Origin of the sequence: Labrys neptuniae, assembly GCF_040797145.1 — a bacterium.
GTDB classification, from domain to species: Bacteria; Pseudomonadota; Alphaproteobacteria; order Rhizobiales; family Labraceae; genus Labrys; species Labrys neptuniae.
Map to the genome: position 1 here is coordinate 1,006,800 of NZ_JBFNQD010000001.1, position 26,407 is coordinate 1,033,206.

At 63.7% G+C, this 26,407-nt stretch carries 27 protein-coding genes; 13 read left to right on the top strand and 14 right to left on the bottom strand.

What is annotated here, in order from left to right; translation table 11 throughout:
• Positions 1-18 precede the first annotated feature (18 nt).
• Positions 19-1,284 (bottom strand): AGE family epimerase/isomerase, encoded by a 1,266-nt coding sequence (locus ABXS05_RS04825; RefSeq protein ID WP_367623112.1) that lies wholly within the window; start codon positions 1,282-1,284, stop codon positions 19-21.
• A gap of 51 nt (positions 1,285-1,335) precedes the next feature.
• Positions 1,336-1,593 (bottom strand): hypothetical protein, encoded by a 258-nt coding sequence (locus tag ABXS05_RS04830; RefSeq protein WP_311935250.1) that lies wholly within the window; start codon positions 1,591-1,593, stop codon positions 1,336-1,338.
• On the opposite strand from ABXS05_RS04830, the gene ABXS05_RS04835 reads away from it, so the two are divergent.
• Both ABXS05_RS04835 and ABXS05_RS04840 read left to right on the top strand, forming a co-directional pair.
• Positions 1,592-2,407, top strand: a complete 816-nt coding sequence (locus ABXS05_RS04835; protein ID WP_367623113.1) for a phytanoyl-CoA dioxygenase family protein — start codon at positions 1,592-1,594, stop codon at positions 2,405-2,407. The genes ABXS05_RS04830 and ABXS05_RS04835 overlap by 2 nt on opposite strands.
• A gap of 66 nt (positions 2,408-2,473) precedes the next feature.
• Entirely contained in the window at positions 2,474-2,926 is a 453-nt protein-coding gene (locus ABXS05_RS04840) for a GNAT family N-acetyltransferase (protein ID WP_367623114.1), read from the top strand.
• Positions 2,927-2,942: 16 nt separating this feature from the next.
• Here ABXS05_RS04840 and ABXS05_RS04845 read toward each other — a convergent pair whose 3' ends face one another.
• The 4 genes from ABXS05_RS04845 to ABXS05_RS04860 all read right to left on the bottom strand — a co-directional run bounded on the left by ABXS05_RS04845 (position 2,943) and on the right by ABXS05_RS04860 (position 7,005).
• Entirely contained in the window at positions 2,943-3,443 is a 501-nt protein-coding gene (locus tag ABXS05_RS04845; RefSeq protein WP_311935256.1) for a 2-thiouracil desulfurase family protein, read from the bottom strand.
• A 642-nt stretch (positions 3,444-4,085) separates the two neighbouring features.
• Positions 4,086-5,387: a phosphopyruvate hydratase gene (gene eno, locus ABXS05_RS04850; protein ID WP_311935258.1), complete on the bottom strand. Its 1,302-nt coding sequence runs from the start codon at positions 5,385-5,387 to the stop codon at positions 4,086-4,088.
• A complete protein-coding gene (locus ABXS05_RS04855; RefSeq protein WP_367623115.1) occupies positions 5,384-6,397 on the bottom strand; it encodes a phosphotransferase family protein in 1,014 nt (337 codons plus the stop codon). Before ABXS05_RS04855 ends, eno begins: the two co-directional genes overlap by 4 nt.
• A gap of 11 nt (positions 6,398-6,408) precedes the next feature.
• Positions 6,409-7,005: a TetR/AcrR family transcriptional regulator gene (locus tag ABXS05_RS04860; RefSeq protein WP_311935261.1), complete on the bottom strand. Its 597-nt coding sequence runs from the start codon at positions 7,003-7,005 to the stop codon at positions 6,409-6,411.
• A gap of 68 nt (positions 7,006-7,073) precedes the next feature.
• Between ABXS05_RS04860 and ABXS05_RS04865 the strand changes: the two genes are divergently transcribed.
• Positions 7,074-7,502: a VOC family protein gene (locus ABXS05_RS04865; protein WP_311935541.1), complete on the top strand. Its 429-nt coding sequence runs from the start codon at positions 7,074-7,076 to the stop codon at positions 7,500-7,502.
• A 153-nt stretch (positions 7,503-7,655) separates the two neighbouring features.
• Positions 7,656-8,183, top strand: a complete 528-nt coding sequence (locus ABXS05_RS04870; RefSeq protein ID WP_311935263.1) for a DUF1269 domain-containing protein — start codon at positions 7,656-7,658, stop codon at positions 8,181-8,183.
• An 84-nt stretch (positions 8,184-8,267) separates the two neighbouring features.
• Here the strand turns inward: ABXS05_RS04870 and ABXS05_RS04875 are convergent, their stop codons facing one another.
• Complete coding sequence (locus tag ABXS05_RS04875) at positions 8,268-8,807, bottom strand: GNAT family N-acetyltransferase (RefSeq protein ID WP_311935265.1); 540 nt, start codon at positions 8,805-8,807, stop codon at positions 8,268-8,270.
• A 267-nt stretch (positions 8,808-9,074) separates the two neighbouring features.
• Here ABXS05_RS04875 and ABXS05_RS04880 point away from each other — a divergent pair, with 267 nt between their 5' ends.
• Positions 9,075-10,130: a hypothetical protein gene (locus ABXS05_RS04880; RefSeq protein ID WP_367623116.1), complete on the top strand. Its 1,056-nt coding sequence runs from the start codon at positions 9,075-9,077 to the stop codon at positions 10,128-10,130.
• 370 nt (positions 10,131-10,500) lie between these two features.
• Positions 10,501-11,322: a DeoR/GlpR family DNA-binding transcription regulator gene (locus ABXS05_RS04885; RefSeq protein WP_311935268.1), complete on the top strand. Its 822-nt coding sequence runs from the start codon at positions 10,501-10,503 to the stop codon at positions 11,320-11,322.
• A 54-nt stretch (positions 11,323-11,376) separates the two neighbouring features.
• Here ABXS05_RS04885 and ABXS05_RS04890 read toward each other — a convergent pair whose 3' ends face one another.
• Complete coding sequence (locus ABXS05_RS04890; RefSeq protein WP_311935270.1) at positions 11,377-12,312, bottom strand: LysR family transcriptional regulator; 936 nt, start codon at positions 12,310-12,312, stop codon at positions 11,377-11,379.
• Positions 12,313-12,407: 95 nt separating this feature from the next.
• Here ABXS05_RS04890 and ABXS05_RS04895 point away from each other — a divergent pair, with 95 nt between their 5' ends.
• The 3 genes from ABXS05_RS04895 (at position 12,408) to ABXS05_RS04905 (ending at position 13,887) form a co-directional block, all read left to right on the top strand.
• Entirely contained in the window at positions 12,408-12,596 is a 189-nt protein-coding gene (locus tag ABXS05_RS04895; protein WP_311935272.1) for a hypothetical protein, read from the top strand.
• A gap of 45 nt (positions 12,597-12,641) precedes the next feature.
• Entirely contained in the window at positions 12,642-13,052 is a 411-nt protein-coding gene (locus ABXS05_RS04900; RefSeq protein ID WP_367623117.1) for a DoxX family protein, read from the top strand.
• 235 nt (positions 13,053-13,287) lie between these two features.
• Positions 13,288-13,887: a nitroreductase family protein gene (locus tag ABXS05_RS04905; RefSeq protein WP_367623118.1), complete on the top strand. Its 600-nt coding sequence runs from the start codon at positions 13,288-13,290 to the stop codon at positions 13,885-13,887.
• A 112-nt stretch (positions 13,888-13,999) separates the two neighbouring features.
• On the opposite strand, the gene ABXS05_RS04910 is transcribed toward ABXS05_RS04905, so the two are convergent.
• From ABXS05_RS04910 to aroA, 4 genes are all read right to left on the bottom strand, one after another.
• Positions 14,000-15,175, bottom strand: a complete 1,176-nt coding sequence (locus ABXS05_RS04910) for a CaiB/BaiF CoA transferase family protein (RefSeq protein WP_367623119.1) — start codon at positions 15,173-15,175, stop codon at positions 14,000-14,002.
• A gap of 43 nt (positions 15,176-15,218) precedes the next feature.
• Positions 15,219-16,613: an amidase gene (locus ABXS05_RS04915; protein WP_367623120.1), complete on the bottom strand. Its 1,395-nt coding sequence runs from the start codon at positions 16,611-16,613 to the stop codon at positions 15,219-15,221.
• 109 nt (positions 16,614-16,722) lie between these two features.
• The gene (locus ABXS05_RS04920; protein WP_367623121.1) at positions 16,723-18,186 is read right to left on the bottom strand and encodes a cryptochrome/photolyase family protein; all 1,464 of its coding nucleotides are present in this window, start codon (positions 18,184-18,186) and stop codon (positions 16,723-16,725) included.
• Between the two features lie 32 nt (positions 18,187-18,218).
• On the bottom strand, positions 18,219-19,505 hold the full coding sequence (aroA, locus tag ABXS05_RS04925; RefSeq protein ID WP_367623122.1) for a 3-phosphoshikimate 1-carboxyvinyltransferase: 1,287 nt from the start codon (positions 19,503-19,505) through the stop codon (positions 18,219-18,221).
• Between the two features lie 419 nt (positions 19,506-19,924).
• On the opposite strand from aroA, the gene ABXS05_RS04930 reads away from it, so the two are divergent.
• Positions 19,925-21,160 (top strand): TCR/Tet family MFS transporter, encoded by a 1,236-nt coding sequence (locus ABXS05_RS04930; RefSeq protein ID WP_367623123.1) that lies wholly within the window; start codon positions 19,925-19,927, stop codon positions 21,158-21,160.
• A 29-nt stretch (positions 21,161-21,189) separates the two neighbouring features.
• Positions 21,190-21,744 (top strand): lysozyme inhibitor LprI family protein, encoded by a 555-nt coding sequence (locus ABXS05_RS04935; protein ID WP_311935285.1) that lies wholly within the window; start codon positions 21,190-21,192, stop codon positions 21,742-21,744.
• Positions 21,745-21,795: 51 nt separating this feature from the next.
• Here ABXS05_RS04935 and ABXS05_RS04940 read toward each other — a convergent pair whose 3' ends face one another.
• Complete coding sequence (locus ABXS05_RS04940; RefSeq protein WP_367623124.1) at positions 21,796-22,596, bottom strand: alpha/beta fold hydrolase; 801 nt, start codon at positions 22,594-22,596, stop codon at positions 21,796-21,798.
• A gap of 153 nt (positions 22,597-22,749) precedes the next feature.
• Positions 22,750-24,279, bottom strand: a complete 1,530-nt coding sequence (locus tag ABXS05_RS04945) for a UxaA family hydrolase (RefSeq protein WP_367623125.1) — start codon at positions 24,277-24,279, stop codon at positions 22,750-22,752.
• A 159-nt stretch (positions 24,280-24,438) separates the two neighbouring features.
• Here ABXS05_RS04945 and ABXS05_RS04950 point away from each other — a divergent pair, with 159 nt between their 5' ends.
• Positions 24,439-25,302, top strand: a complete 864-nt coding sequence (locus ABXS05_RS04950) for a GntR family transcriptional regulator (protein ID WP_367623126.1) — start codon at positions 24,439-24,441, stop codon at positions 25,300-25,302.
• An 11-nt stretch (positions 25,303-25,313) separates the two neighbouring features.
• On the top strand, positions 25,314-26,366 hold the full coding sequence (locus tag ABXS05_RS04955; RefSeq protein WP_367623127.1) for an aldo/keto reductase: 1,053 nt from the start codon (positions 25,314-25,316) through the stop codon (positions 26,364-26,366).
• Positions 26,367-26,407: the final 41 nt, after the last annotated feature.

Genomic DNA, 26,407 nt, shown 5'->3' on the forward strand with positions numbered 1-26,407 from the left:
CCATCATTGCCGTCACCTTCAAATCTTCACCCCCTCGGTGATCAGCCCGCGCGTGATGCTGCCGGTGGTCGGCAGCAGCGGAATAAGGCAGGCCTGGAGGGCGTGGTAGATGTCGACCTTGCCGTAGAACGGGCCGGTGTTGGGCTTGAGGTCATCGCCGAGCTGGGGGAACCAGCCGCCATGCACCTTGTCGATGAAGCGTGCGGCGCTGAAGTTCCAGATATTGCGGTACCATTCTTCGTAGAAACCGTCGCCGTCGGTGGCGTTGAGGAAAGCCGCCGCGCCGATCCCCTCGCAGCAGGGCCACCAATAGCGATCGCGAATGCGCGCCGCACCGGTCCAGTCGAGCGTATAGTAGAAGCCGCCTTTTTCATGATCCCAGCCATCCTTGACGGCCTGGCGGAACAGGTTGGCGGCGGCATCGGGCAGCCAGGTCAGCTTGCGCCCGCCCAGTTCCCACAGCTGCAGCAACAGGCGGGCCCATTCCAGCCAATGGCCCGGCGTGGTGCCGTAGGGACGGAAGACCGGGCTGCCGGAATAATCCTTGTTGAGCTGCCAATCCTGGCTGAAATGCTCGGGCAGGTGCCAGCCATTCTCGGCGGCATGGCGCCGAACGATCAGGTCGGCGATGCGCTCGGCCTTGTTGAGATAGCTGCTGTCGCCCGTTGCCTCGAAGGCCGCCATCAGGGCCTCGGTCAGATGCATATTGGAGTTCTGGCCACGATAGGTATCGAAGGACTGCCAGTCCCGCGTGAACTCCTCGGCCGTGGCACCGGGCCCCTCCTCCCAGAAATGCTCCTCCAGCACGGTGGAGATGTCGGCGAGCAGCCGGTCGGCATCGGGGTGACCGGCAACCTTGGCGCTGGAAGCCGCCAGCAGCACGAAGGCGTGGCCATAGGCCTGCTTGGTGTCGTCGGTCGGCCCCTCATAGCCGACGCCCCAGAAATAGCCGCCCTTGTCCTTGTCGCGATGGCCGTTCCAGATGAAATCCATGCCGTGATCGATCATCACGTCGGCGCCCGGGCGCCCCATCAGATGCGCGATGGCAAAGCAATGCACCATGCGCGTGGTCGAGTGGATCTGGCGGGTCGGCAGGCTGCCGGGCGGTTGTCCGGGCACGAAGGGCTTGCAGGCCATGTCGAGATCGTAGAAGCCGCCCAAGGGATTGAGGCTGTTCTGTTCGAATACGGAGAACAGCGTATCCGCCTGCTGCAGGAGCCAGGCTCGGTGGCTCGACAACGTCACCCATTTCGGCGTGGTGGGAGCGGAAGCGGCGGACGTCATCTGAAGTCTCCTCGGTACGGCACTGATTGGGGCGTCGAGCCCGCTCCCTGCTTAGAACAGCTCGGGCGCATGCGCCACCGATTGGTCAGAAGAAATAGCGTCCGACAAGGTTGACCCGGCCCTGCGCAGGCCTATGCTGCCGCGGTCATGATGATGCAGACACTCAACATCGCCACCGTCTTCTTCCTCGTCCGCTAACCGAGGAAAGACTGGATGCCGGTCCGCTCCGGCGGACTTGTCGCCGTGAATCATACGGCGGTTGCCGTTCGCCCGTGGCGGCGCAACGGCGCGATGATTGAGATTTCTCATGCCCACACTCCCACAAGAGCGCGCTCTCGATGCCGCGCAGATCGAACGATTCATCGAAGACGGCTTCGTGAGGATCGATGGCGCCTTTTCCCGCGACCTGGCGGTGCAGGCCCGTTCCATCCTGTGGCGGGACATCCCCTGCGATCCCGACGATTCCGCCACCTGGAAGAAACCCGTGATCCGACTCGGCGGCTATGACGGAGGCCCGTTCCGGGAGGCCGCCAACACACCCGTGCTCAAATCGGCCTTCGACCAGCTCGTCGGCAAAGGGCGCTGGCATCCACGGGACGGCCTCGGCAGTTTCCCGATACGCTTTCCCCACCCCGACGATCCCGGCGACGCCGGCTGGCATGTCGACCTTTCTTTTCCTGGCGAGGACTGCGACCCTGATGAGCGCACCGACTTTTCGGCCTGGCGCGTGAACGTCACCTCACGCGGGCGGGCCCTGCTGATGCTGTTCCTGTTCTCCGACGTGGGACCGGACGATGCGCCGACCCGCATTCGCATCGGCTCGCACCTCGACATGGCGCGCTACCTCGCTCCGGCGGGCGAAGCCGGGCGTTCGCGCATGGAGCTGGAACAGATGGGTGTTCGGCGCCAACAGACGCTGGCAACGGGCGAGGCCGGCACGGTCTATCTTTGCCACCCCTTCCTGGTGCACGCCGCGCAGAAGCATCGGGGCTCCACACCGCGCTTTCTGGCGCAGCCTCCGTTGATACCGAGGGAACCTTTCCGGCTGCAACGCGACGATGGAGACTATTCGCCCGTGGAGATTGCCATCCGGCGCGCCCTCTCGGAGACTGGGCCAACCTGACGATGACCGCTCTCCCCGGAGAACCGAGGAGAGCGGGAACACCGCTCACCCCTTCCGGAGGACATTATGGTCCAAGCCCTGCGCCTCGCGACCGTTGCCGATCTTCCGGCCATAGAGCACATCGTCGAGGCAGCCTACAGGCCTTATGTCGTGCGCATCGGGCGCAAGCCCGGGCCCATGCTCGACAACTACGCCGCGCTGGTAGAGGCAGGGCATCTGCATGTCCTCGTCCTTGATGGCGATATCCAGGGCATACTCGTCCTGATCCCGCAAGCGGATGCGATGCTCCTGGACAATGTTGCGGTCGCTCCAGCCGCGCAGGGGCGAGGACTGGGCCGCCTCCTGCTCCTGGCGGCCGAAGACTTCGCCCGTGAAGCGGCCTATCGCCGGATCCGGCTCTACACCAATGAGGCGATGACGGAGAATATCGCGCTCTACAGCCGCTGCGGCTATGCCGAGACACATCGCATCGAGGAAAAGGGCCTGCGCAGGGTCTATATGGAGAAAGATCTGGGCTGACGCGCTCCGTTCCCCTTCAGTCTGCGTCGACGCTTTCCAACCTGGCCTCGAGAGCACCGATTTCCGCCGGCGTGAAAACTTCGAGGCCCTCCGCCCGCAGGAGCGCGGCCGTGACGCCGGCACCGGCATGTTTCCGCCCTGCAAAAGCCCCGTCATAGATGAAGGCACCGCCGCAGGATGGGCTGCCATCGATCAGGAGCGCGAAGCGGCACCCCTCCGTCTGCGCCAAAGCCAGGGCGTTCCTAGCGCCGTCGAGAAAGAGCGCGGTTACATCGGCGCCGGTGATATCGACCACCCGCGCAGCGCCCGCCAGGACGTCGTGGCCCGACAGTCCCCCGGCGATCTCGGCTGGGGCCCGGGGTACGCTGAATCCTCCGGCGAGTTCGGGACAAACCACGACCAGACGCCCTTCGTCGCGCCAGCGCGTGAGAGCCGGGTGATCGAGCGTCTTCGCCGCACCGTCGTAACGAACAGGCCGCCCGACGAGACAGGCGCTCACCAGGATCTTGGCCGTCATTGCCGCCCCGTATCGCTCTCGAGCATCAGCGCTGTGATAGGACCAAGTGCCGGCTGCGACAACCGTCGACTTCGGCTCCCGGCTTACCGGCTGTCAATGCCCCAGCGCTGCAGCCGGATAAGTTACCGTTGGTACGGTCCTGGTATCAGTCCAGTCGCATTCTGGTTCTATTCTTGACAGGCATGCAGTGGGGATTCGCGGATACAGGTGAGCTCGAAGAGCACGAATTGTCTTAAGATTCTCACATATTGAGGCGTTCATGTCAGACAATTTTCGACCATCCAAGCAGTTAATCGATTTATCCGATGATGGCATCGGACATGCTTATTTTTTGTATTGATGAGCGTAGCCAGCTTTGTTACGGGATGGCGCAAGCTTGCACTGAAGTTATGAAGTCGCAGACGCCTTATTTGCCAGGAGATGCTTAAATTTAGCATCCAAGCGCAGATTTCGATTGCAATAACTTAACGTCATGCAAGTAAATGCCCGCCGGAGGAGGAAGACAGGCGCTTCCTCCTCCGGCTTTTCTTTGCTTGATACCCCGCCAGGTCTACCGACCAGCCGACCTCCCCCCGCACCTGCAGGCAAGCAAGCTCATCGACCTCACCCATGCAGGACCCCGGGAAGCCCTGCCAGCGGCTCTCAAGTGACGCTCTGCCGACGCTTGAAGGGCAGGCTGTCGATACCCGCAAAGCGGGCCTTGGATCCGAGGGCTTCTTCAATACGCAGGGCCTCGTTCCATTTGGCCATGCGTTCGGAACGGGCGAAGGAACCGACCTTAAGCTGTCCGGCATGCCAGCCAATCGCGAGATGCACGATGGCGACATCCTCTGTCTCCCCGGAGCGAGCCGACACAATCGTGCCGAAACCGGCGCGTCGTCCCGCCTCGCAGGCAGCCTTGGCCTCGCTGACCGTGCCGGCCTGGTTGACCTTCACCAGCACCGCATTGACGGTTTCGTTCCTCGCCGCCTGTTCGACCAGCCCGGCATTGGTGACCAGGAAATCATCGCCGATGACCTGAATGCGGTGGCCCACGGCCGCAGTAAAGCGGGCAAGCCCTTCGGCATCGTCCTCGGCGAAAGGGTCCTCGATCGACAGGATGGGATAGCGCTCGCACCAGCCCAGGAGATAGTCCGCCATGCCGTCCCGGTCGAGCTCGCGTCCCTCCAGGCCGAGCCGGTAACGCCCGCCGCGGCCGAATTCGGAGGCGGCGATATCGAGCGAGATCGCGGCGTCGTCGCCCGGTGTGAAGCCGGCTCGCTCGATGGCCAGCACCAGCGTGTCGAGCGCCTCTTCGTTGGAAGCAAATGCAGGCCACCAGCCTCCTTCATCCGCAACGCCCTGCAACAGGCCGCGCTCGGCCATGATCCTTCCAGCCGCCAGATAGACCTCGGCCGTGATCTCGAGCGCCTCGGCAAAGCTCGCCGCCTTGGGCGCCATCACCATGAAATCCTGGATATCGGTGCGGCGGCCGGCATGCGCGCCGCCGCCGAAGATCTGGATTTCCGGAAGGGGAAGGGTAACGCTCCCCTCACCCGCCAGATATTGCCACAGCGGCTGGCCCTGACTGGCGGCTGCCGCATGCAGCACAGCGAGCGAGACCGCGACGGTGGCATTGCCGCCGAGCCTTTGCTTGGTCGGCGTGCCGTCCAGCGCGATCAGCGCCGCGTCCAGCCCCGCCTGGTCGAACGGGTCGCGGCCGATCAAAAGCGGCGCGATCTCCTCACGCATGCCAGCGAGGGCTCCCTGGACGTCGAGGCCACCCAGCCTTTCGCCGCCATCCCTGCGCTCGAGCGCCTCGCGGCTGCCCCGGGAGGCGCCAGCCGGAGCAATGCCCCGCGCGATAGTGCCGTCGCTGAGCTCGATTTCGGCTTCGACGGTGGGACGGCCGCGTGAATCCCAGATGCGGCGCGCATCAAGTCTACGGATGAATATATCGGTCATTGGCGGGCCCAGGCATTGGCGATGGCAATCAGGTCTTGCTGCGGGTCGGCGATCAGCGGTCTGGCAAAGTGGCGCACGGCTTCCCGTTCGTCCTCTTGCGTCAAATATTCGACAGGCGACTTGCCATCCACACGCGCCAGGAACAGCACCGGCAGCAGGGCAGCCGTCCTGGCCTCGAGAGCAGCGCGGTCCTCCCAGTCGATCCTGGCGAAATAGGTGCCGGCAAGGGCTTCGAAGGCATCCCGATAGGCCGCGCGTGGCACGCCTCGCCGCGCCCCTTTCAACAGGAGATGATTGAGGCAGAAGGCGAGATCGAAGGCCGGGTCGCCAAAACAGGCACATTCGGCGTCGAGAAAGACAGGCCCCTTCCGTCCGCACAGGATGTTCTTCGGGCTGACGTCGCCGTGGATCAGCGCCTTCTTGCTGGCAAGCGTGCGGGCGGCGATGGCCTCGATCCTGCCGGCCAGATCGGGATGCGCGCGGGCCGTGGCCATGAGATAGGGCTCGATGCGGATCGGCCCGAAGGTCGTGTCATTGGCAAAGCGCAGAGCAAGCTCTCCCTCCCGGGCGCTGGCTGCATGAATGAGGCCGAGATCGGCACCGACACGCGCCGCGAACGCGCTGTCGACCCGCTGTTCCAGCAGATGCTCCTTCCACACCGGGTTGAGTTCGGGAGCCAGAAAGGCCATGGCGAACAGGCCGAGTTGCTCGTCCTCGCCAAGCAAGGCGGGCACGCCATCCGGCAACCACTGGCCTATCTGGCGGATCCAGGCTGCTTCCGCCGCGTTGCGGTTCGTCGGTGCCTCCCAGACGGCCGCCACCTTCAGGCGGGCCAATGCCCGCTTGACGCAGAAGCGCCGGCTCGCGGTTTCGACCAGATGGATGTCGGAAGAAACCCCACCCGTCAGGGCTGAAAAGCGCGCCGTCTCCCCCGGTCCGAGCAACCCCATTCGGCGCAAAGCCGCAGGGATCGTCAGCGAGGCATCATCGGATTGGTGATTGGAATGCATCCTCTGATCCTTCATCCAGCCGGAACGCGCAAGCCATCGAGCACGCGCCGGATGAGCGCCCGCCATTCCTCTCCGGCCGCTCCCGCGGCCATCGACAGTGCCGCCCTGTCATAGACGGCCGACAGGAGCAGCGCCGCCGTTTCGAGGGGTACCGGTCGTAACAACCCGCTTGCGACCGCTGCGGCGATACCTTCTCGCAGCGTGCGACCACCATGGGCGGCGTCGATGGCATCCACCGTCTCGCGCCCCAGCACGGCCGGGGCCTCGATCAGCAAGAGCCGGGTACGCCCGGGTTCGGACATGGCGGCCAGAAAAGCCTCGCCGCCGGCGATCAGCGCCTCCATCGCACCGAGTTCTTCCGGTGCCGCCCGTTCGATCTCAGCGGCCAGGGCAGCATTCTCTGCCTCGACGACAGCACGGAACAGCGCTTGCTTGTCGACGAAATGATGATAGAGCGCACCGCGCGTCACGCCCGCCTCGGCCACCAATTCGGGCGTTCCCGTATCGGCATAGCCCTTGGCGACGAACAGGCGCCGCGCAGCCGCGATCAAGGCCGCCCGCGTTCTGAGCGTGCGATCCTGGTTGGAGCGTCGGCCGTCCTCTTGCATACATACAGCCTGTATGTTATCAAAAAACATTCAGACTGTATGTTTATAGGGGAGGCGCAGGAATGTCCATGAAGATCACCAGCTATTATCCCGTGATCATGACCAGGCAAGTGGCCGCGACTGCGGCCTTCTATGTCGAGCATCTGGGCTTCCGGATCCTGTTCGAGGCGGACTGGTATGTGCATCTGCAATCGGCAGCTGACGAGACGGTCAATCTCGCCGTGCTCGACGGCGATCACCACACCATTCCCGAACAGGGGCGCGGTGGGCAGGTCGGCGGTCTTCTGCTCAATTTCGAAGTCGCCGACGTCGATGCCGAATATGCAAGGCTCAAACAGGTGGGCCTGCCGATCCTGCTGGAATTGCGCGACGAGGCGTTCGGGCAGCGTCATTTCATCACGGCCGATCCCAATGGCGTGCTGATCGACGTGATCACGCCCATTCCACCCGCTCAGGAATTCGCCGGCAACTATGCGCCCGATGCCGCGCCGCAGTGAAGGCGAGCCCGGATGGGCATCTATGCAGACGTTTTCACGACGTGCCGGAAGCACGATCCGTGCCCGACAATGGTCACATGGATTCCATAGGCTTGCTGGATAAACGTCCTTCATGGCGCAACACGCCATGACAGGTGAACACAGGAGTTCTTGATGTCCGATCTTATTGTCGTCGGCTTTGATTCCATCGATGAGGCCGACAAGGTCCTGCTCAAGCTGGACGCGCTCAAGAAGGAATATCTGGTCGATCTCGAGGATGCGGTGGTGGTCACCCGCAATGCCGAGGGCAAGGTTCATCTCAAGCAGAGCATCAACCTGACCGGCATCGGTGCGAGTTCCGGCCTGCTCTCCGGTGCGTTGTGGGGCGGGCTTGTCGGCCTGCTCTTCCTCAACCCGCTGGCCGGTTTCGCCATCGGAGGCGCCGTCGGTGCGGGCGTCGGCGCCCTCTCCGGTTCGCTCGCCGATTACGGCATCGACGACGACTTCATCAAGTCGCTCGGCCAGACCATTCCCAACAATTCCTCCGCCCTGTTCGTGCTGGTCCGCAAGGTCCAACCCGAGAAGGTCCTGGCCGAATTCAGCGGCCTCAAGGGACGGGTGATCAAGACCTCGCTGTCGCCGGAACAAGAGCAGAAGCTGCAGGAAGCCCTGTCGGCAGCACCTGCCCCGACCAACGGCTAAGTCCCGCTTTCTGTCCTGTAGCGGCCGGCCGACAGCCGGCCGTTGCAGGCCCTTGCCTCTGCTCCCTAGCCGGGGCTGGGTGTCTCAGCGTCCGGTCGCTTCGAGCGAAGCGAAATCGCTTCGCGTCATCTGGAAGCGCTTCCAGGTCGCGCCTTGATCATTGCGCATGCCGGCATCGCTGAGGCCCAGCTTCTGCGCGACGCGCAGCGAAGCGGCATTGCGGGGAGCGATCTCGGCTACGATCCTGTCTGCCTCGAGCGTGGCAAAGGCATGCCGAACCACCGGCACGGCCGCTTCGGTCGCATAGCCCTTGCCCCAGGCCTTCCGCACCAGCCGCCAGCCGATCTCGATCTCAGGCCCGGTTCCGTCGGCGGGAATGAGCAGGATCCACCCCAGGAAGCGATCGGGATGAAACCTGTCGACGACAGTCCCGTAGCCCAGCCCCGGCCCATAGTCGGCCTGCATGCGCTGCCTGACGAACGCCTCGTGCTGTTCCGGATCGTGCCAGGGCCCCGGAATATGCTTGGTGACCTCGATATCGCGATCCATGTCAAGGCAGGCTTCGAAATCGGCCATGGTGCGCGGCCGTATCAGCAGGCGCTGCGTTTCGAAATTCGGCAGCACGACATTTCTCCTTCACACCGATGCGATTGGCAGACTCTTCATTCCTTCTCCCGCAACGCAGCAGCAAATGGCAAATCTCATCCATGCGAATTCGCGTCGCCCTCCACAAGGATTCCTGCCCTGCGGGTGCCAGCGATAATCCTTGTGAACGGAAAATTTTGCACTGGTTTGAAAGATTTTGATCGTATATGAGTGTCATTGAAATGAATGCGACTCGCCGCAGCGAGGAAGCGGCGGCATTCATCGCCAGTCCAAGGAGCATGTGCGATGGCCTATCCCCAAACCCGTCTCGACCAGAAATTGCGCAATATCAGAGCGGGCAACTACAAGCGTTCCGACTTCATCATTGCCGATGCCAAGGACGGCGACATGGGCTCCGGCCTCGCGGCAACCGGCTTTGCCCGCAGCACCGACGGTGGCCAGGGCCGGGTGCGCACGCGCGCCGAATTTCTTGACCAGATCCAGGCCATCGTCGAGCAGGATATCGTCGACATCATGCTGGTGTCGGCCTCCAATCTCGAGCTGCTGCACGAGCGCGGCGTCTTCCGCACTTCGGCGGTGAAACCCTCCATTCGCGCCAATGACACCACCGATTGCTGGGGCGGCGTGCGCCACCAGGCCTATACCAAGCATCCCTCCCGCCATTTCCGGACCGCCAACCTTTCGCGCGTCATGTACGGCACCAACGATCCCGCGATCGGCGCACCCGTGACCGGCACCGATCTCGGCCTCTATTCGGTGACTTTCCTCAACGACATCGATCACGACTATGAGGCACTCGACGCCTTCGCCGCCTTCCGCGAAGAGGCCGCCGACAACAATTTCAAGTACTTCTTCGAAGTCTTCAATCCCAATGTCGACTGCGGCCTCGATCGCCAGCAGATCGGCGAATACATCAATGACAGCATCCTGCGCTGCCTGGCCGGCGTGACCAAGGCGGACCGCCCGCAATTCCTCAAGATCGTCTATAATGGACCCAAGGCGCTCGAAGAACTGTCGAGCTTCGATCCCGACCTGGTGGTCGGCGTGCTTGGCGGCGGCGCCGGTACCACCCGTGACACCTTCGAACTGCTCCACCAGGCCGAGAAGTATGGCGGCCGTGTCGCGTTGTTCGGCCGCAAGATCAACCTGGCGGAGGATCCGCTTGCGCTGCTGGTGCTGATGCGGCAGGTCGCCGACGGCACCATCGCACCGGACGAAGCCGTCAAGGCCTATCATGGCGAATTGTCCAAGAGCGGCCTCAAGGCCAAGCGCAGCCTGGAAGATGACCTCGCGATCACCGAGGATGTGCTCAAGCCGGCGGCCCTGAAGAAGGTCGCCTGACGGTTCCAATGCAGTTCCCTTAAGGAGGAAACACTCCGAATTGTCATTGCCGGGCTTGACCCGGCTATCCAGAAGCCTCCCCCGCGCAACGGGGCTAAAGGCTGGATTGCCGGGTCAAGCCCGGCAATGACGAAGGTCGTGCAAACTCGAAGACGCTTAAGTGAGCTGCATTGGCCTGACGGTTCCGCCATTCGATCAGACAAGGCGGGTCGTTTTGATCCGCCTTTTGTCCATCTGGGAAGCAACGCGCTTCAATGGCAGAATCTGCAAGATTGTGCCTAAGTCGAGCCTGTACCGTCTGACGGCGCCGAGGGTCTGTGCATCTCGGGACCGTGTCGATGATCTGCATGCTCAAAGGAGTCCGCCTTATATGGAAGCCCCCACCAAACGCGTCGAGATCATCCCCGCCAAAAGGCGGGCGCTCATTCTGGAGCATCTACGCATCAATGGGGCGGCCTCCATCCAGGAACTGGCCGACTCGATCGGCGGGTCGCAATCGACCATTCGCCGCGATCTCGAACATCTGATGGAAGGCGGCTATCTCGAACGCACCCATGGCGGCGCATTGCTGGTGCCGCCGCTGCAAGCGACCTTCGAACGTGAATCGCAGATCAATGCGCATATGCAGCGCGCCCAGAAGATCGCCATCGGCGCCGAAGCGGCCCTGCGCATCAACAATCGCGAGAGCGTGATCTTCGAAGCCAGTTCCACCGTGATGGAAGTGGTACGGGCCGCGGCCCTGCGTGACCTTTCCCTCACCGTGGTCACCAACAGCCTGGAGATCGCGCAGGTCAGTTCCGACGTACCGAGTTGGAGGGTGATCATGCCGGGCGGCACCATCCGGCCCGGCGGCTGGCGTTCGCTCTGGGGCGAGCCGGGCGAGAGCTTTTTCAACACCGTGCACGCCGATGTCTGCGTCACCGGTGCCTATGCCGTCAGCGGCAATGTCCTCACCGATGCCGCCCTCGAAGTCGCTTCGCTCAAGCGCAAGATGATCCAATCATCCCGTCGCACCATCGTGGTGGTCGACAGCTCGAAATTCTCGGCACCGTCCTTCTCGACCTTCTGCGAGCTCTCCGCCATCGACGAACTGATCACCGATGACGGCATCAAGCCCGAATATCTGGAAGCGCTGAACAACTATGGAACCAAGGTCACAGTGGTGCCGATGAAGGGGACGACACAGCGATAGGCCGCCTTCATCCGCGCACCCGGTGCCCTTGCCTGCCCAGCTTCCTGGCGACGCCTATGCCGCGCTGCGCGCAGCGGCAAGCGCCTCGCCGGTCTCGTCCAGCGCCGCCTTCAGCCTGGCAAGCAGCCAGCTCGCAGCGGGGCCGAGCGCCGTATCCGTGCGCCGGATGCTCTGCAGGGGATAGAGATTGCGATCCCAGCCTGTCATCGCCAGGCGCACCAGCCGGCCTGCGGCGATATCGTCGTTCACCATGTCCTCGGGCATGCTGCCCCAGCCGATGCCGGAGCGCAGCAGCATGAATTTGGCGCCGAGATCGGCGATGCGCCACGTCTTCGAGCTGAGCACGCCGAATTCCTGCCCTTCGGTGAATTTGGAACGGTCCGTCAGCACGAGTTGTACATGTTCCTGCGCCCGGACATCGGCCTCCTCGCTACCGAGGCTGGCCAGGGGATGGGAAGGAGCAGCCACGGGGATGAGCCGGATGGAGCCGATGCCCCGCCGCTCGATGCCGATGATGTCGCGCGACAGGGGCCCGCCCACGCCGAGATCGGCGATGCCGTCGAGCACATGCTGAGTGACGGCGCCGAGCGCCTCGACATGCAGTCGCAACGACACGGTGGGAAATTCCGCCTGGAAGGCGTTCAGTACCCGTACCAGGGCGCAGGGCGGCAGCATGACGTCGACCGTCAGCGTGACCTCCGCCTCCAGCCCCGAGGTCAGACCCTTGGCCTTGGCGATCAGGCTGCCCACGCCCCGCGCCACCACACGCGCTTCGGCCAGCATGGCCTTGCCGGCCTCGGTGAGTTGGGGCTTGCGGGTGGAATCGCGATCGAAAAGCTCCAGCCCGAGCTGAGCTTCCAGATTGGCGATGGTGTAGCTCACCACCGAGGTCGCGCGCCCGAGCTGACGGGCCGCGCCGGCGAAGCTGCCGGCCTCGACGATGGCAAGGAAGACCTGAAGCTGGTCAAGCGTGGGGCGCGGATCAGACATATCAACTTCCTCGAACCTAATTGTCTATATTATCCATATTTTCTTGAACATCAATCTTTGAGATAACGGCACCAAGTTCAGATGAGGTGCTCGCCATGTTCATCACCACCCTGTTCGATCGCATCCTCGGCCGAAAAGCCAACCCGGCTTTGGCGTCCCTGCTCCTCAAGGAGCAGTCTCAGCCGCTGCCGAGAATCCATATCGTGGCCCTCGCCCCCTCGGGTGCCACGGATGCGTTGGCCAAGGCGCTGGAAAGCGCGCACTTTACCGACATCAAGGCCTGAGCGGACAAAGCCGCTCACCGCCCTCAACCAAAAAGAGAAACTGCCATGTCCTCAGACGTTCGCTACACCCCCCTGCTCGGCCGCGTGCTGATCGCGGCGATCTTTCTTCTCAGCGGCTTCGGCAAGCTGACGGCTCCGGCCGCCACTGCCGGCTATATCGCGGCTGCCGGTCTGCCGCTTCCCTATCTCGGCGTCATCCTCGCGATCCTGGTCGAGCTTGTCGGCGGCATCCTGCTGATCGTCGGCTACCAGACCCGCCTCGTCGCCCTCGCCATGGCGGTGTTCTCCGTCGCCGCCGCCGCCTTCTTTCATAACAATCTGGGCGACCAGAACCAGTTCATCCATTTCTTCAAGAACATCGCCATGGCAGGCGGCCTGCTCCAGGTCGTAGCCTTCGGTGCCGGCGGCCTCAGCGTCGACGCCGCCCTCAACCGGAAAAACGTTGCGACCGCCTGAGGAGGAAGGCCGGGCCAGCCCGGCCTTGCGTCGCCAACTGCCAGACGGATCGAAAAGATCCGTCTGGCCTTTTGGCAAAACCGACCGAAGCGCTACGACATCTCAACCTTTTCGCATCTAACCATCGAAATTATCCAGATTTCCATCCCGTCACATTCGAGGCATGGAGGGCTGCGATAAGAAGTGCCGCAAGCGACGGCCCTCCTCGACGTCACACAGATAGAGAAGACTCCTCATGTCCAAGACCTTTATCGATCATATCAAGACCCGCCGCACGCAATATGCCCTGGGCAAGACGCTGCCCAAGAGCGAGGAAGAGATCAGCAGATTGATCCAGGACGTGATCAAGCATGTCCCGTCCTCCTTCAATTCGCAGAGTTCGCGCGCCGTGATCCTGTTCGGCAAGCAGAGCGACAAGTTCTGGCACCTGACCAAGGAAATCCTGCGCAAGATCGTGCCCGCCGACAGCTTCGCCTCGACCGAAGGCAAGATGGATGCTTTCGCCGCCGGCGCCGGCACCGTGCTGTTCTTCGAGGATCAGGACGTGGTGAAGAGCCTGCAGGACAAATTCCCGCTCTATGCCGACAATTTCCCCATCTGGTCGGAACAGTCGGGCGGCATGGCGCAGTTCGCCGTGTGGACGGCCCTGGCCGAGCACGGCATCGGTGCCAGCCTGCAGCACTATGCCCCGCTGGTCGACGAGGCCGTGCAGAAGGAATGGCATGTGCCCAAGTCCTGGAAGCTGCGCGCCCAGATGCCCTTCGGCTCCAACGAGCAGCCCTTCCCCGAGAAGAGCTTCATGAACGACAATGATCGCTTCAAGGTCTACGCCTGAAGACACAAGGATTGGTGCTGGTCCCGGACTGGTCCGACCCATGGAAAAGGCCGCTCCAGCAGCGGCCTTTTTGATTCATGCATCATGATTGGAATTGGTGCAGAACCAGTCCCTACTCCTTCGGCAGGTCCGGGCTCGCTGTCCGCGCCACCATCGGTTCGCCGTCGATCAGGATGGGCGTGCGTACGGACGGAATGGAGCCGCCCTTCACGCCGGGATGCGGCAGGTCGACGATCATGCCGCGATGGGTAGCCTGGGGATCGTGCAGGGCGTCGGCGACCGAATTGATCGGTCCGGCCGGCACGCCGACCTTTTCCAGAGATGCCAGCAGATCCGCCCTCGTCCGCCGCCCGGTCAATCCGGCGATCAGGGCCGCCAGGGTATCGCGGTTGCGCACCCGGTCCTTGTTGGTGAGATAATCGGGATGAGCGGCGATATCCTGGATGTTGAGCACGCCGCAAAGCTTGACGAACTGGCTGTCATTGCCGCAGGCGATGATGATGTGCCCGTCGCTGGCGGGAAAGACCTGATAGGGCACGATATTGGGATGGGCATTGCCCATGCGCGTGGGGCTCTTGCCGGAAGCGAGATAGTTCATCGCCTGGTTGGCAAGCACCGCGAGCTGCACGTCGAACAGCGACATGTCGACATGCCCGCCCAGCCCCGTCATCTCGCGGCGGCGCAAAGCCGCCTGCACGCCGACCACGGCATAGACTCCCGTGAAGACATCCGCGAAGGCGACACCGATCTTCTGCGGTTCCCCGTTCGGATCGCCGGTCAGGTCCATGATGCCGCCCATGCCCTGGATCATGAAGTCATAGCCCGCCCTGGCGGCATATGGACCATCCTGTCCAAATCCCGTGACCGAGCAGGTCACCACACGGGGATTGATCGCCTTCAGGCTTTCATGGTCGAGGCCGTATTTCTTCAGGCCCCCGACCTTGAAATTCTCAAGTACGACATCGGCCTCGCGCACGAGCGCCCGGACCTGATCGGCCCCTTCAGCCGTCTCGAAATTGAGGGCGACCGAGCGCTTGCCGCGATTGCAGGAATGGAAATAGGCAGCGCCCAGATTCTCGCCATCCTCCGTGGTGATGAAGGGAGGTCCCCAGGTCCTGGTATCGTCGCCCTGCCCCGGCCGCTCCACCTTGATGACCTCGGCACCGAGATCGGCGAGCAGTTGTCCAGCCCAGGGCCCCGCCAGGATGCGGGCGAGTTCGAGCACGCGCACGCCATGCAGCGGCTTGGGCGGATTGTGGGCGGGAAGGTCCGACAGAGGTGTCCACATGATGGCTTGCAGGGCTTTCTTGAAGGATGTGTTCTGGAACGTGTCAGGCGGCGGACGGGAAAGCCGGAGGCCTGAGGCCCTCGACCCATTTGGCCAGCGCCAGCACGCCGCGATCGTCATGGCGATGACCGACGATCTGCACGCCGGCCGGCATGCCGCTGGCGCCGAGACCCATCGGCACGGAAATGACGGGGCACGAACTGGTCAGGTTGAAATGGCCTGTCATGTCGACAGACTTGAAACGACCGTCGGGCAGGATTTCGTCACGCTCGCGCCGGGCCGGATCGGCAAAAGGTGCAGTCGTGCAGGTGGTGGGGCACAGCAGGGCATCGTACCCCTTGAGCACATCGGCAAAGGCCCGCCACAGAGCGGTACGCCGGTGCTCGATGGCCCGCAGCTTGACGGCATCGAGCTTGCGACCGGCCTCGATCAGCGCGACCACGTTCGGATCGAGGTCGCCGCGATGCTGTTCGAGGAGATAGCCGACATCGCCCGCAAAGCAATAGGCCCACAGATCCTCCCAATCGAGGACCGACTGCACGCTGAACGGCGTCTTCACCCAGGTGATCTCGGCACCGGACCGGGCAAGATCGTCGATCAGGCGATGGAAGAGGTCGGCGACCTCATCCGAGATCGCATGGGTGTCGAGATCGAGCGACACGGCAAGACGCGGTCGGGCCGGCGTCGATGCGACGGGAAAAGCCGGCGGCAGGGCAGGCAGCGACAGGGCATCCGCGTCATCCGGCCCCTCGCTGACGGCGAGGAACAGGGCGGCATCGTCGACGCAACGCGCCAGCGGTCCGAAATGGGCGAGCGTGTCATATTGCGTGCGCAAGATATCCATCGGAATGCGGCCGAAGCTCGGCTTCAATCCGACTACGCCGCACAGAGAAGCGGGAATGCGCACCGAGCCGCCCATGTCGGTGCCTTCGGCCAGCATCACGCAGCCGGCGGCGACCGCCGCCCCCGAGCCGCCGGACGAGCCGCCTGCACTGAGTTCGGTATTCCAGGGATTGCGGGTGATGCCCCACAGCGGGCTCTGGGTATTGCCGGAATAGGCGAATTCCGGCGTGGTGGTATGGCCGACGATCACGGCACCGGCCGCCTTCAGCCGGCGCACGATCACCGGATCGTGCTCGGCGACATGGTCGCGGAAGACCTTCGAGCCGAAGGTCGTCAGCTTGCCGGCGATCGGCGTGAAATCCTTGATACCAACAGGCACGCCGCACAGGGCCAGTGCCGCCCGTTCGGCTAGGGGCAGAGCATCGATGCTGGCGGCCTGCTCGCGTGCCTCATCGGCATAGATCTCGGTGAAGCAATTGATCCTCGGCTGCGCCAGGGTCGATCGCGCTAGGCTCGCTTCGACGGCTTCGAGCGCGGATGCCTTGCCGTTCCTGATCGCCTCGGCCAAGGCAACCGCGCTGTTCAACTCCGTCATGGCTCCCCCCTTCAGACTCAGCGGGCCTCAACCTAGCGGCAAGAACGCGGTCGCGGTAGGGGCTGCGACGTCGCTGCAGATCCTGGTTCAGGCCTCGGCCATACAAGCTTTAGCTACGCAGCGAGCGCCAAGCCGCCAACGCCCTTTCGCGAGCGATCTTGTGATCGACGATCGGAAAGGGATAGGTCTTGCCGAGGTGAATGCCGGCGGCGGCGAGCTGCGTGGACGAGGCCGTCCATGGCCGATGGATGAAGGGAGCGGCGAGGCGCCCGAGTTCCGGCAGCCACCTCTTCACGAAGGTACCGTCAGGATCGAACTTCTCGCCCTGGGTCACCGGATTGAAAATGCGGAAATAGGGCGCGGCATCGGCGCCCGAACCGGCGACCCATTGCCAGCTCGCCGGATTGTTGGCCGGATCGGCATCGACCAGAGTTTCCCAGAACCAGCGCTCCCCCTCCCGCCAGTCGATCAGCAGATGCTTGACCAGGAAGGAGGCCACGATCATGCGGGCACGGTTGTGCATCCACCCGGTTGCCCACAACTGGCGCATGGCGGCGTCGACGACGGGATAGCCGGTCATGCCCTTTTTCCAGGCGCCGAGATCCTCGTGGCCCCGACGCCAGGGCATCGCGTCGAAATCCGGCTGCAGATTGCGCTCATGCAAGGACGGACAGTGGTAGAGAAGGGAATAGGAAAACTCCCGCCAACCGAGTTCCAACCGGAACTTCTCGGCATCGCGATCGCCGGCCGCCATGCCACGATGCTGCCGGGCCGACAGGGCATGCCAAAGTTGCCGCGCGGATACATTGCCGGCGTGCAGATAGGGCGAAAGCCGCGACGTCGTCCTGGCGTCGAGACGATCGCGATTGTCGGCATAGCCGGCGAGATCCTCGTCGAGAAAGTCCTGGAGGCAGGCGAGGCCCGCCGCCTCGCCGCGCGTCCAGTCGGCGCGCATCGCCACGGCCCAATCGGGGCGCTGGGGATCGGGCTCGAGACCGGTTGGATAGCTGAAGTGCTGGGCAGCCTCTTCCGGAAGCGGCGCAAAGGCGCATGCGGGCGGTGCCGGCAAGGGAGGTTCGACGGTTCTTTGCTGGAAAGCCCGCCAAAAGGCCCCGAAGACGCGATAGGGTTCACCCGATTGAGAGGAAATCGTCCAGGGTTCGCTCAGGAGCGAACCATTGAAGCTATGCGCGTCGACGCCGCGAGCCCGCAGGTCCGCTTTGATCTGCGTATCGATGTCCCGCCCTGCCGGATCATAGCGCCTGTTCCAGTAGACGGCGCCGGCATCGATCTTGTCTACAGCCGTTTTCAAAACCTCGCCGGCTGCGCCGGCGAGGACGTGCAACTGTCCGCCTCTTGCACGAAGGTCCGCATCCAGCGCCGCAAGCGAGCCGTGCAGCCACCAGAGAGCCGCGCCTCCAGGCCGCCGTCCTTCGCCCGTTGGTTCATGGATATAGAGGCAGATCACGGGAACGCCGGTCTGGCAGGCGGCATGCAAGGCAGGATTGTCGCGCAGGCGAAGATCGTCGCGAAACCAGACGATGGCGGGCTTGAGCACGGGGGAAGTCGTCATCGTCACGCCATTGCCCCCGCTTCAGCCTGCTTTCACGCGCGGCCTTCCTCCAATTGCACCCCGAGCGAGGCCAGCGCCTGCCAGTAGCCGGGATAGGTCTTGGCGACACAGCCCGGATCCTGGATGGAAATGCCGTGGATCTTCAGCCCCGCCAGGGCGAAGCTCATGGCAATGCGATGATCGGCATAGCTGTCGATCGAGGCAGGCAATGTCTGGCCCGCGAGCCCAGGATCGGAGGCGACGATGAGGTCGTCGCCCTCCTCGCGGGCGAGATTGGGACGGATGCGGGTCAGGCCGTCGGCCAGCGCGGCCACCCGGTCGCATTCCTTGACGCGCAGATTGGCGATGCCGGTGAAGCGCACCGGCGTCTGGTTGAAGGCGGCCAGAACGGCCAGCGTCGGCACGGCATCCTGCATCTGCGAGCCGTCGATCACCGGCGGCAGATGCGGGTAGGCCGCGATCAGCGCATGGGCCTTGGCGTCAGGCTGGGTAAAGGCTTCGGCAGGCACGCCAAGGTCGATGGCGCCCCCCGTCAACACCTCGGCGGCCCACAGATAGGTCGCGGCGGAGGCGTCCGGCTCGATCAGATAGTCGGTGGCGCGATAGCCCGTCGGCGACACGCGCCAGGTCCGGGCATCAGGCCGCTCGATCTCCGCCCCGAAAGCCCGCATGGTGGCCAGTGTCAGGTCGATATAGCCACGGGCGCCGATCTCCTCGCCTTCCTTGCCGCCCGCCAGCACGATGTCGACCGGCTCCTTGCCGCAGGCGGCGGCCATCAGCAGGGCGGACACATATTGGCTCGACAGTCCCGCGTCGATCTCGACCCGCCCTGCCCCGAAACTGCCCTTGCCATGTACGGTGACCGGCGGGCAGCCTGTCGGCGCCTCCGCCGCGATGCCGAGGGTACCGAGGGCCGTGACCAGCGGCGCGATCGGGCGCTTGCGCATATGGGCATCGCCATCCACCACGACATCGCCGTCGACCAGGGCTGCCGCGGCGGCGAGGAAGCGAGTAGCCGTCCCGGCATTGCCGAGGAAAAGGGGCGCTGCCGGCTTGGTCAGACGGCCGGAGCTCGTGACGGTGAAACTGGTTGCACCGGGCTCCTCGACGGTGACCCCCATGGCCTGCAGCGCCACGGCCATGTAGCGGGTGTCGTCGCTCTTGAGCGCCCCGGTCAGGCGGCTGGTTCCCTTGGCCAGCGCCGCCACCAGCAGGGCTCGGTTGGTGATCGACTTGGAGCCCGGCGGCACCACGCGCCCGCGCAGCGGGTGATCCGGCGGAATCACCGTGGTCAGATCTCCGCTCCAATCCGTCGACATCCTCTATTCCCTCGTTCCAAGAGCAAAGCGCGTTTAAACGGAAACGCCTCCGTGCTCTAGATCTTTGTTTCCAAGCCAATCCGACGGATTGGGCAGGGCGTCTTTGCCATCCTTGGCGATTCCGCCAAATCACAAGACGCTCTTGCCTCGCTGCAGCGGCAGACAGACGCAATCGCGCTCTCTCTACGATTGTTGCGCGATTGCGCCAAGCAAGAACCAATCCCACGGCCTCCAGCCTTGTCGATTGCGCGGTTCGCCCACCGGCAGGTAGAAGGACAGCCCTGATATGGTCGGGTTCTTGCCGGTTCCGCGATACGGCGGGGCAGCCCAGCACGACAGTTGCATTTTGATTTGCCTGCGTCTTCGGCCGCCACCACAAGCGCAACCGAATTGCAGCTGCCGCTGAGATAGGCGTCATCATGAGCGAAGCCAAGACGATTGAAACCCGGAGCAGTCCTCACGCCCTCACCTTCGTGCTGATCACGGTGCTGATCGACATGATCGGCCTCGGCATCATCATTCCCGTGCTGCCGCGCCTGATCGAGGGTGTCGCCCATGTCGACATCGCCCGGGCCTCGGTGATCGGCGGCTGGCTTTTCGTGGCCTATTCGGCCATGCAGTTCCTGTTCGGCCCGATCCTCGGCAATCTCTCCGATGCGCATGGGCGCCGACCGATCCTGCTGCTTTCCATCGGCGGCCTCGGCGTCGACTATCTGCTCACGGCCTTCGCCCCGACCATCGCCTGGCTCTTCCTCGGACGATTGATCGCCGGCATTTGCGGAGCTTCCTACAGCGCGGCGAATGCCTTCATCGCCGACATCACCAGGCCCGAGGAGCGCGCCAAGGCCTTCGGCATGATCGGCGCGGCCTTCGGTGTCGGCTTCGCACTGGGTCCGGCGCTGGGCGGACTGCTGGCCGGGCTGGGCCCGCGTGCCCCCTTCTTCGCTGCGGCAGCCCTGTCGCTTGCCAACCTCGTCTATGGTTATTTCGTGCTGCCGGAGACATTGCCGCCCGAAAAGCGCCGCCCCTTCGCGCTGTCCCGCGCCAACCCGCTCGGCACCCTGATCGCCTTCCGCCACCATCCCTTCCTGCTCGGTGCCGGCCTGGTGCTGTTCCTGCATTTCCTGGCCAACAATGTCTACCCGGCCATCTGGGCCTACTACACGATCTACCGCTATGGCTGGAGCGAGTTCTATGTCGGCCTGTCGCTGGCGGCCTTCGGCGTGATCACCGGCATCGTGCAGGGCGGCCTGGTCGGCGCCATCATCCGGCATCTCGGCGAATGGCGCACCGCCGCGATCTGCCTGGCGCTCGAGGCGGTGGTGCTGGTCGCCTATGGCCTGGCCAACCGGGGCTGGATGATCTACGCGCTGCTGGGCTTTTCAAGCCTCGCCGGCATTGCCATGCCTGCCATCAACGCGATGATGTCCCATCAGGTCGACGACGATGCGCAGGGCGAGTTGCAGGGCGCGATTTCCGGCCTGATGGGCATCACCGCCATTCTGAGCCCGGCCATGGCGACCCAGCTTTTCGGCGTGTTCGCCGGCAAGGAGGCGGTGATCGAACTGCCCGGCGCGCCCTTCTTCGCGGCCGCCATCATCGCAGCGCTCGCTTTGCTGGCCTTTCTGGCCGTGCCGGAAAAGCGTGAGACGTGATCGCGGAGTCGCCCCCGTGCCAGGCTCCTATGACAGAAGAGAGAAAGAAAAAGAGGCAGGCTCTCAAGTTTTTAGCAATGAACGGCATTGAAAAAAGTGCATCGATGAGCGAGTTTTACGCCGCCAATTGCAGGAGACAGACGATGCGCCAACGCACTGCGCGGCTTGCGACCATCCTAGGACTTGCGGCTTTCATTCCGCTTTCGGCCGCCCAGGCCGATGATGCCTGCTACAAGAAGGCTCAGAGCCAGGCAGAGCTCACGGATTGCTCCGCAAAGGATCTCAAAGCGGTCGATGATAATCTGAACAAGCTTTACAGGCAGATGGAAGCGCGCCTGAAGGGCGACGACGACACCAAGAAGCTGCTCATCGACGCCCAGAAGAAATGGGTCGCGTTTCGCGATTCCGAATGCACCCTGTCGACAGTACGCTCGGCCGGCGGCAGCATCAACCCGATGAACTTCAACACCTGCGCCGCCGGCCTGACACAGAGCCGCGTCAAGGATTTCCAGGCTTATCTGAACTGCGGCAAGCAATCCGGTGAACAGGATTCCGACGACTGCGCGATCCCGCCGGCGCAGTGACAGGTCTTCGACAACATCAAGATCAAGCCCGATAAGGCGGGGCTGTTCCCTTCAGGCGCGTATCGCGCCTGAAGCCCCCCCCGGCGTCGGCTCGCTCCCACCCTCACCACGTACCCCGATATCGAGCCTGGCGCGAATTGCGCGAGCCCCTTCGGGAGCGTGTTCATAGACGACGCTGTTATGGTTTCCGGCGGTCCAGATCATCTCCAAGCCTTGGCGATCGGCGAAGGCCTGCATGTGGCTGCCCCGAATGTCACCCCTGCCGCACCAAAGCAGCAATGGTATCCGGATCGACGCCAGCGTCTGCGCCAACCCGTCCAACTCGGCGAGCGCATCCCAGCTCGCCCGCAAACCCGGTTCATCCTCGGGCCTCACCCACGAGACCAGATCAGGCACCATCGCCTGCGCCAATTCGAGTACCTGGTCGAAATGCAGCGGTCCCTCGAAGCCGGGCGGAAAGGCGGCGGCAACACCCTTGACCGGGTCCCAGCCACCGAGCGTCAGGGATCGCAGCCGATGAGGGCATTGCCGTGCGATGCCGGCCCCCGTCCAGGCCCCCATCGAGTGGCCGATGACATCGGCTGTCTCGAAGCCGAGCGCATCCATGACGGCGACGACCCTGCCCGCCTGTTCCTTCAGGCGATAGGCTGCAGGATCTGCCGGCTTGTCGCTCTGGCCGTGGCCGAGTGCGTCGATCAAGGCCACCGTGTGGTCACGGGTGAACACCTCAGCAAAGCCGCCATCGAGCCAGCATTGCGAGCCGAGCAGGTGCCCGTGCAGCAGCACGACAAGCGGGCCGGAACCGACCGTCCGGTAAAAGGTACGATGACCATTATGGGCGATGAAAGGCATGGCAGATGTCTTTAAGCGGAGAACGGCGCGGAATTTGTCATACCCGGGCTTGGCCCGGGTATCCAGAGGCTACCAGATGCAAGCCTGAGGCACTGGATTGCCGGGTCGAGCCCGGCAATGACAAGCCACGTGCAATCCCGCCCGATCCGAAAATCACATCGTCGCGCCGACCTGCCAAGGCACGAACTCGTTGGAGCCGTAGCCGAGTTCTTCCGACTTCGACTTTTCGCCCGAGGCGACGGCCAGGATCTTGTCGAAGATCTCCTTGCCCTTCTCCTCGATCGAGATGCCCTCCAGCACATCGCCGCAATTGATGTCCATGTCGTCCTGCATGCGGCGATAGATGTCGGAATTGGTGGCGAGCTTGATCGACGGCGTCGGCTTGCAGCCATAGGCCGAGCCGCGGCCGGTGGTGAAGCACAAGACATTGGCGCCACCCGCAACCTGCCCGGTGGCAGACACCGGATCATAGCCGGGCGTGTCCATGAAGACGAAGCCCTTCTCCTTCACCGGCTCGGCATATTCATAGACGGCGGTCAGTGTCGTCGTGCCGCCCTTGGCCGCGGCGCCAAGCGACTTTTCCAGAATGGTGGTCAGGCCGCCGGCCTTGTTGCCGGGGGACGGATTATTGTCCATCGAGCCGTTGTTCTTGGCCGTATACTCTTCCCACCACTTGATGCGCTCGACCAGCTTCTCGCCGACCTCGCGGCTGGCGGCGCGGCGGGTGAGCAGGTGCTCGGCGCCATAGATCTCCGGCGTCTCGGACAGGATGGCCGTGCCGCCATGATGCACCAGGCGGTCGGCGGCAGCACCGAGGGCGGGATTGGCGGAAATACCGGAATAGCCGTCCGAGCCCCCGCATTGCAGCGCCAGGATCAGTTCGGACGCAGGGATCGTCTCGCGCCTGGCCTGGTTGGCCAGCGGCAGCATCGCCTTGATGCGCTCCATGCCCTGCTCGATGGTCTTGCGCGTGCCGCCGGTGTCCTGGATCGTCATGGTCTGGAAATGGTCGCCCTCGACGATGCCATATTCGCTCTTCATGCGGCCGATCTGGAAGACTTCGCAGCCCAGGCCCACCAGCAGCACAGCGGCAATGTTCGGATTGGAAGCGTAGCCCCATTGCGTGCGCTTCATGATCTCGAAGCCCTCGCCCTTGTCGGCCATGCCGCAGCCGGTTCCGTGTACGAAGGGCACCACGCCGTCGATGTTGGGATAGTCGGCCAGGATGCCGGACTGGTTGAAGGCATCCGCTATGAAGCGTGCCACCGAGGCCGAGCAGTTCACGCTGGTGAGGATGGCGACATAATTGCGCGTGCCGGCCTTGCCGTTGGGGCGGCGATAGCCCTGGAAGGTCGCCTGCTGATCGAGCGGCAGGATCGCTTCCTGCCGGGCATCCTCGGCGAAGGCATAGTCACGCTCGAAGGCATGGAACTCGCAATTATGCGAATGGACATGGGAGCCCGGCACAATCGCCTGCGAGGCGAAGCCGATGATCTGGCCGAATTTGACGATCGGCTCGCCCTCGCCGATCGGCGCGACGGCGATCTTGTGCCCCTTGGGCACGCGCTGCAGCGCCGCGACGTTTTCCACCACTGCTCCGGGCTCGATCACATCGATGGCGACGAGCACATTGTCCTTGGCATTGAGGCGCAAGGTCCGGGCGGTTTCGGGAACGATCTGCATGACGACATCCAGTTGAAGGGAGCTGTAGCGTTTTGCGATTTGACGGAGTCACCCAGAATCGCAAAGACGCGTCGAAACAAAGAGCTAGAGAAAAAGTGCGGTTCGGAGAAACCGCGCTTTGCTCTAGGCAAAGCCAACGGGCATTGCTAACATGTTAGCATGCCAGACGTTGCCGTCAAAGCCTCTTATGCCTTCCTCGAGCCACTCGGCCTTACGGGCCGCGGCGGCACGACGGAACGCGTGCTGGCGGTTCTGCGGGAAGCCATCATCGGCTTCGAACTCGCGCCGGGGGAAGACATCGACAAGCTTGCCATCTGCGAAAGGCTTGGCGTGTCGCGTTTTCCGGTCTCCGAAGCCTTGGCCCGCCTGCAAAGCGAGGGCTTGGTGGAGATCCTGCCGCAGCGCGGCACCCGAGTCTCGCGTATCCGCCTCGCCGAAGTGCGCCAGAGCATGTTCATCCGCCGCGCGCTGGAGTCGCAGGCAGTGCGTACGCTCGCGCTGGGGTATCGGGCAACGCCTGTGGGTCATGTCATCCCCGGCGAAGCCGAAGGCCTCGGGAAGGGGATCCAGGGGCCAAAAGAGATCACCTGCGCCCCTCGATCCCCTTCCCTGGCGGCCACGAGCAAAGCTCGTGCCCCGCTCGCCGGGAATGACAAAGATGCGCTGCTCCAAAGCCTCGAACGCAATCTGCGCTACCAGCAGGCGGCTGCCCAGGCCGGTGACCGCCGCGGCTTCCATCTGCTCGACCTCGAATTCCACCTCACCCTGCTCGACGCGCTCGGCTTTGCCCGCGTCAAGGCAGCCGTCGAGGCGGCCCGCGCCAATCTCGATCGCGTCCGCCGCCTGCTCTCCTCGCCCCGGCACATAGCCCTTACTTTGGTCGACCACCAGGCCATCGTCACGGCCCTGTGTGCCGGTGACGCCGATGCCGCGGCCAGCGCCATGGAGGCGCATCTCGATTCCGTCATCACGGAACTGGTGGCCTTTGCCGCTGAAAATCCCACCCTGTTCGAAGATCTGTGAAGAGAGAGGCCATGACAAGTAAATCGCCCGACAGCAAATTCGCCATCCGCAAGCATACCAGCCGTTCCGGCGCGGTGATCCCTTTCACCGAGCTGGGCTTCGGCACCGCTCCGCTCGGCAATCTCTACCGGGCCCTCGACGAGGACGTCGCCGCGCTCACCGTCAATGCCGCCTGGGATGCCGGCATCCGCTATTTCGACACCGCGCCGCTCTACGGCCTCGGCCTCGCCGAAACGCGGCTCAATCCCCTGCTGCGCCGGCGCAAGCGCGAGGACTATGTCCTCTCCACCAAGATCGGACGCCTGCTCAAGGTTGTGCCGCCGGATCAGCGCACCGGCATCGGCAAGTTCTTCGACACGCCTTCGCGCCAGCAGATCTACGACTATTCCTATGATGGGGTGATGCGTTCGGTGGAATTCTCGCTCGAGCGCCTCGGCATCGACACCATCGACGTGCTGCTTGCCCACGACGTCGACATCTTCACCCACGGCTCGAAGGAGGCTTCCGACCAGCGCATCAAGGAGCTGATGGAGGGCGGCTATCGCGCGCTCGAGCAGTTGCGCAGCGAAGGTACGGTCAAGGCGATCGGCGCCGGCATCAACGAATGGCAGGTGGCCGAGACCCTGGCTCGCGCCGGCGATTTCGACGTCTTCCTGATCGCCGGCCGCTATACCCTGCTCGAACAGGATGCCCTCACCAGCTTCCTGCCCTATTGCGTGGAGAAGAAGATCGGCATCGTGCTCGGTGGCCCCTATAATTCCGGCATCCTGGCAACGGGCCCGCGCCCGGGCGCCTTCTACAATTACGATCCGGCGCCTCCCGCGATCCTCGACCGGGTCGCCCGGATCGAGCAGGTCTGCGCTGCCCATCACGTCAAGCTGGTCGAGGCCGCGCTGAAATTCCCGCTCGGCCATCCCCAGGTGGTTTCCGTCATCCCCGGCGGCCAGTCGCCCCAGGAAGTCACCCGCAACGCCGAGATCATGGGCGCCAAGATCCCCGCGGCGCTCTGGGACGACCTCAAGAGCGAAGGCCTGCTGCGCGAGGATGCGCCCGTGCCGGCCTGATCGGCGCGTCGCGCCAACGGATCTGCAGACGGCAAATGGCG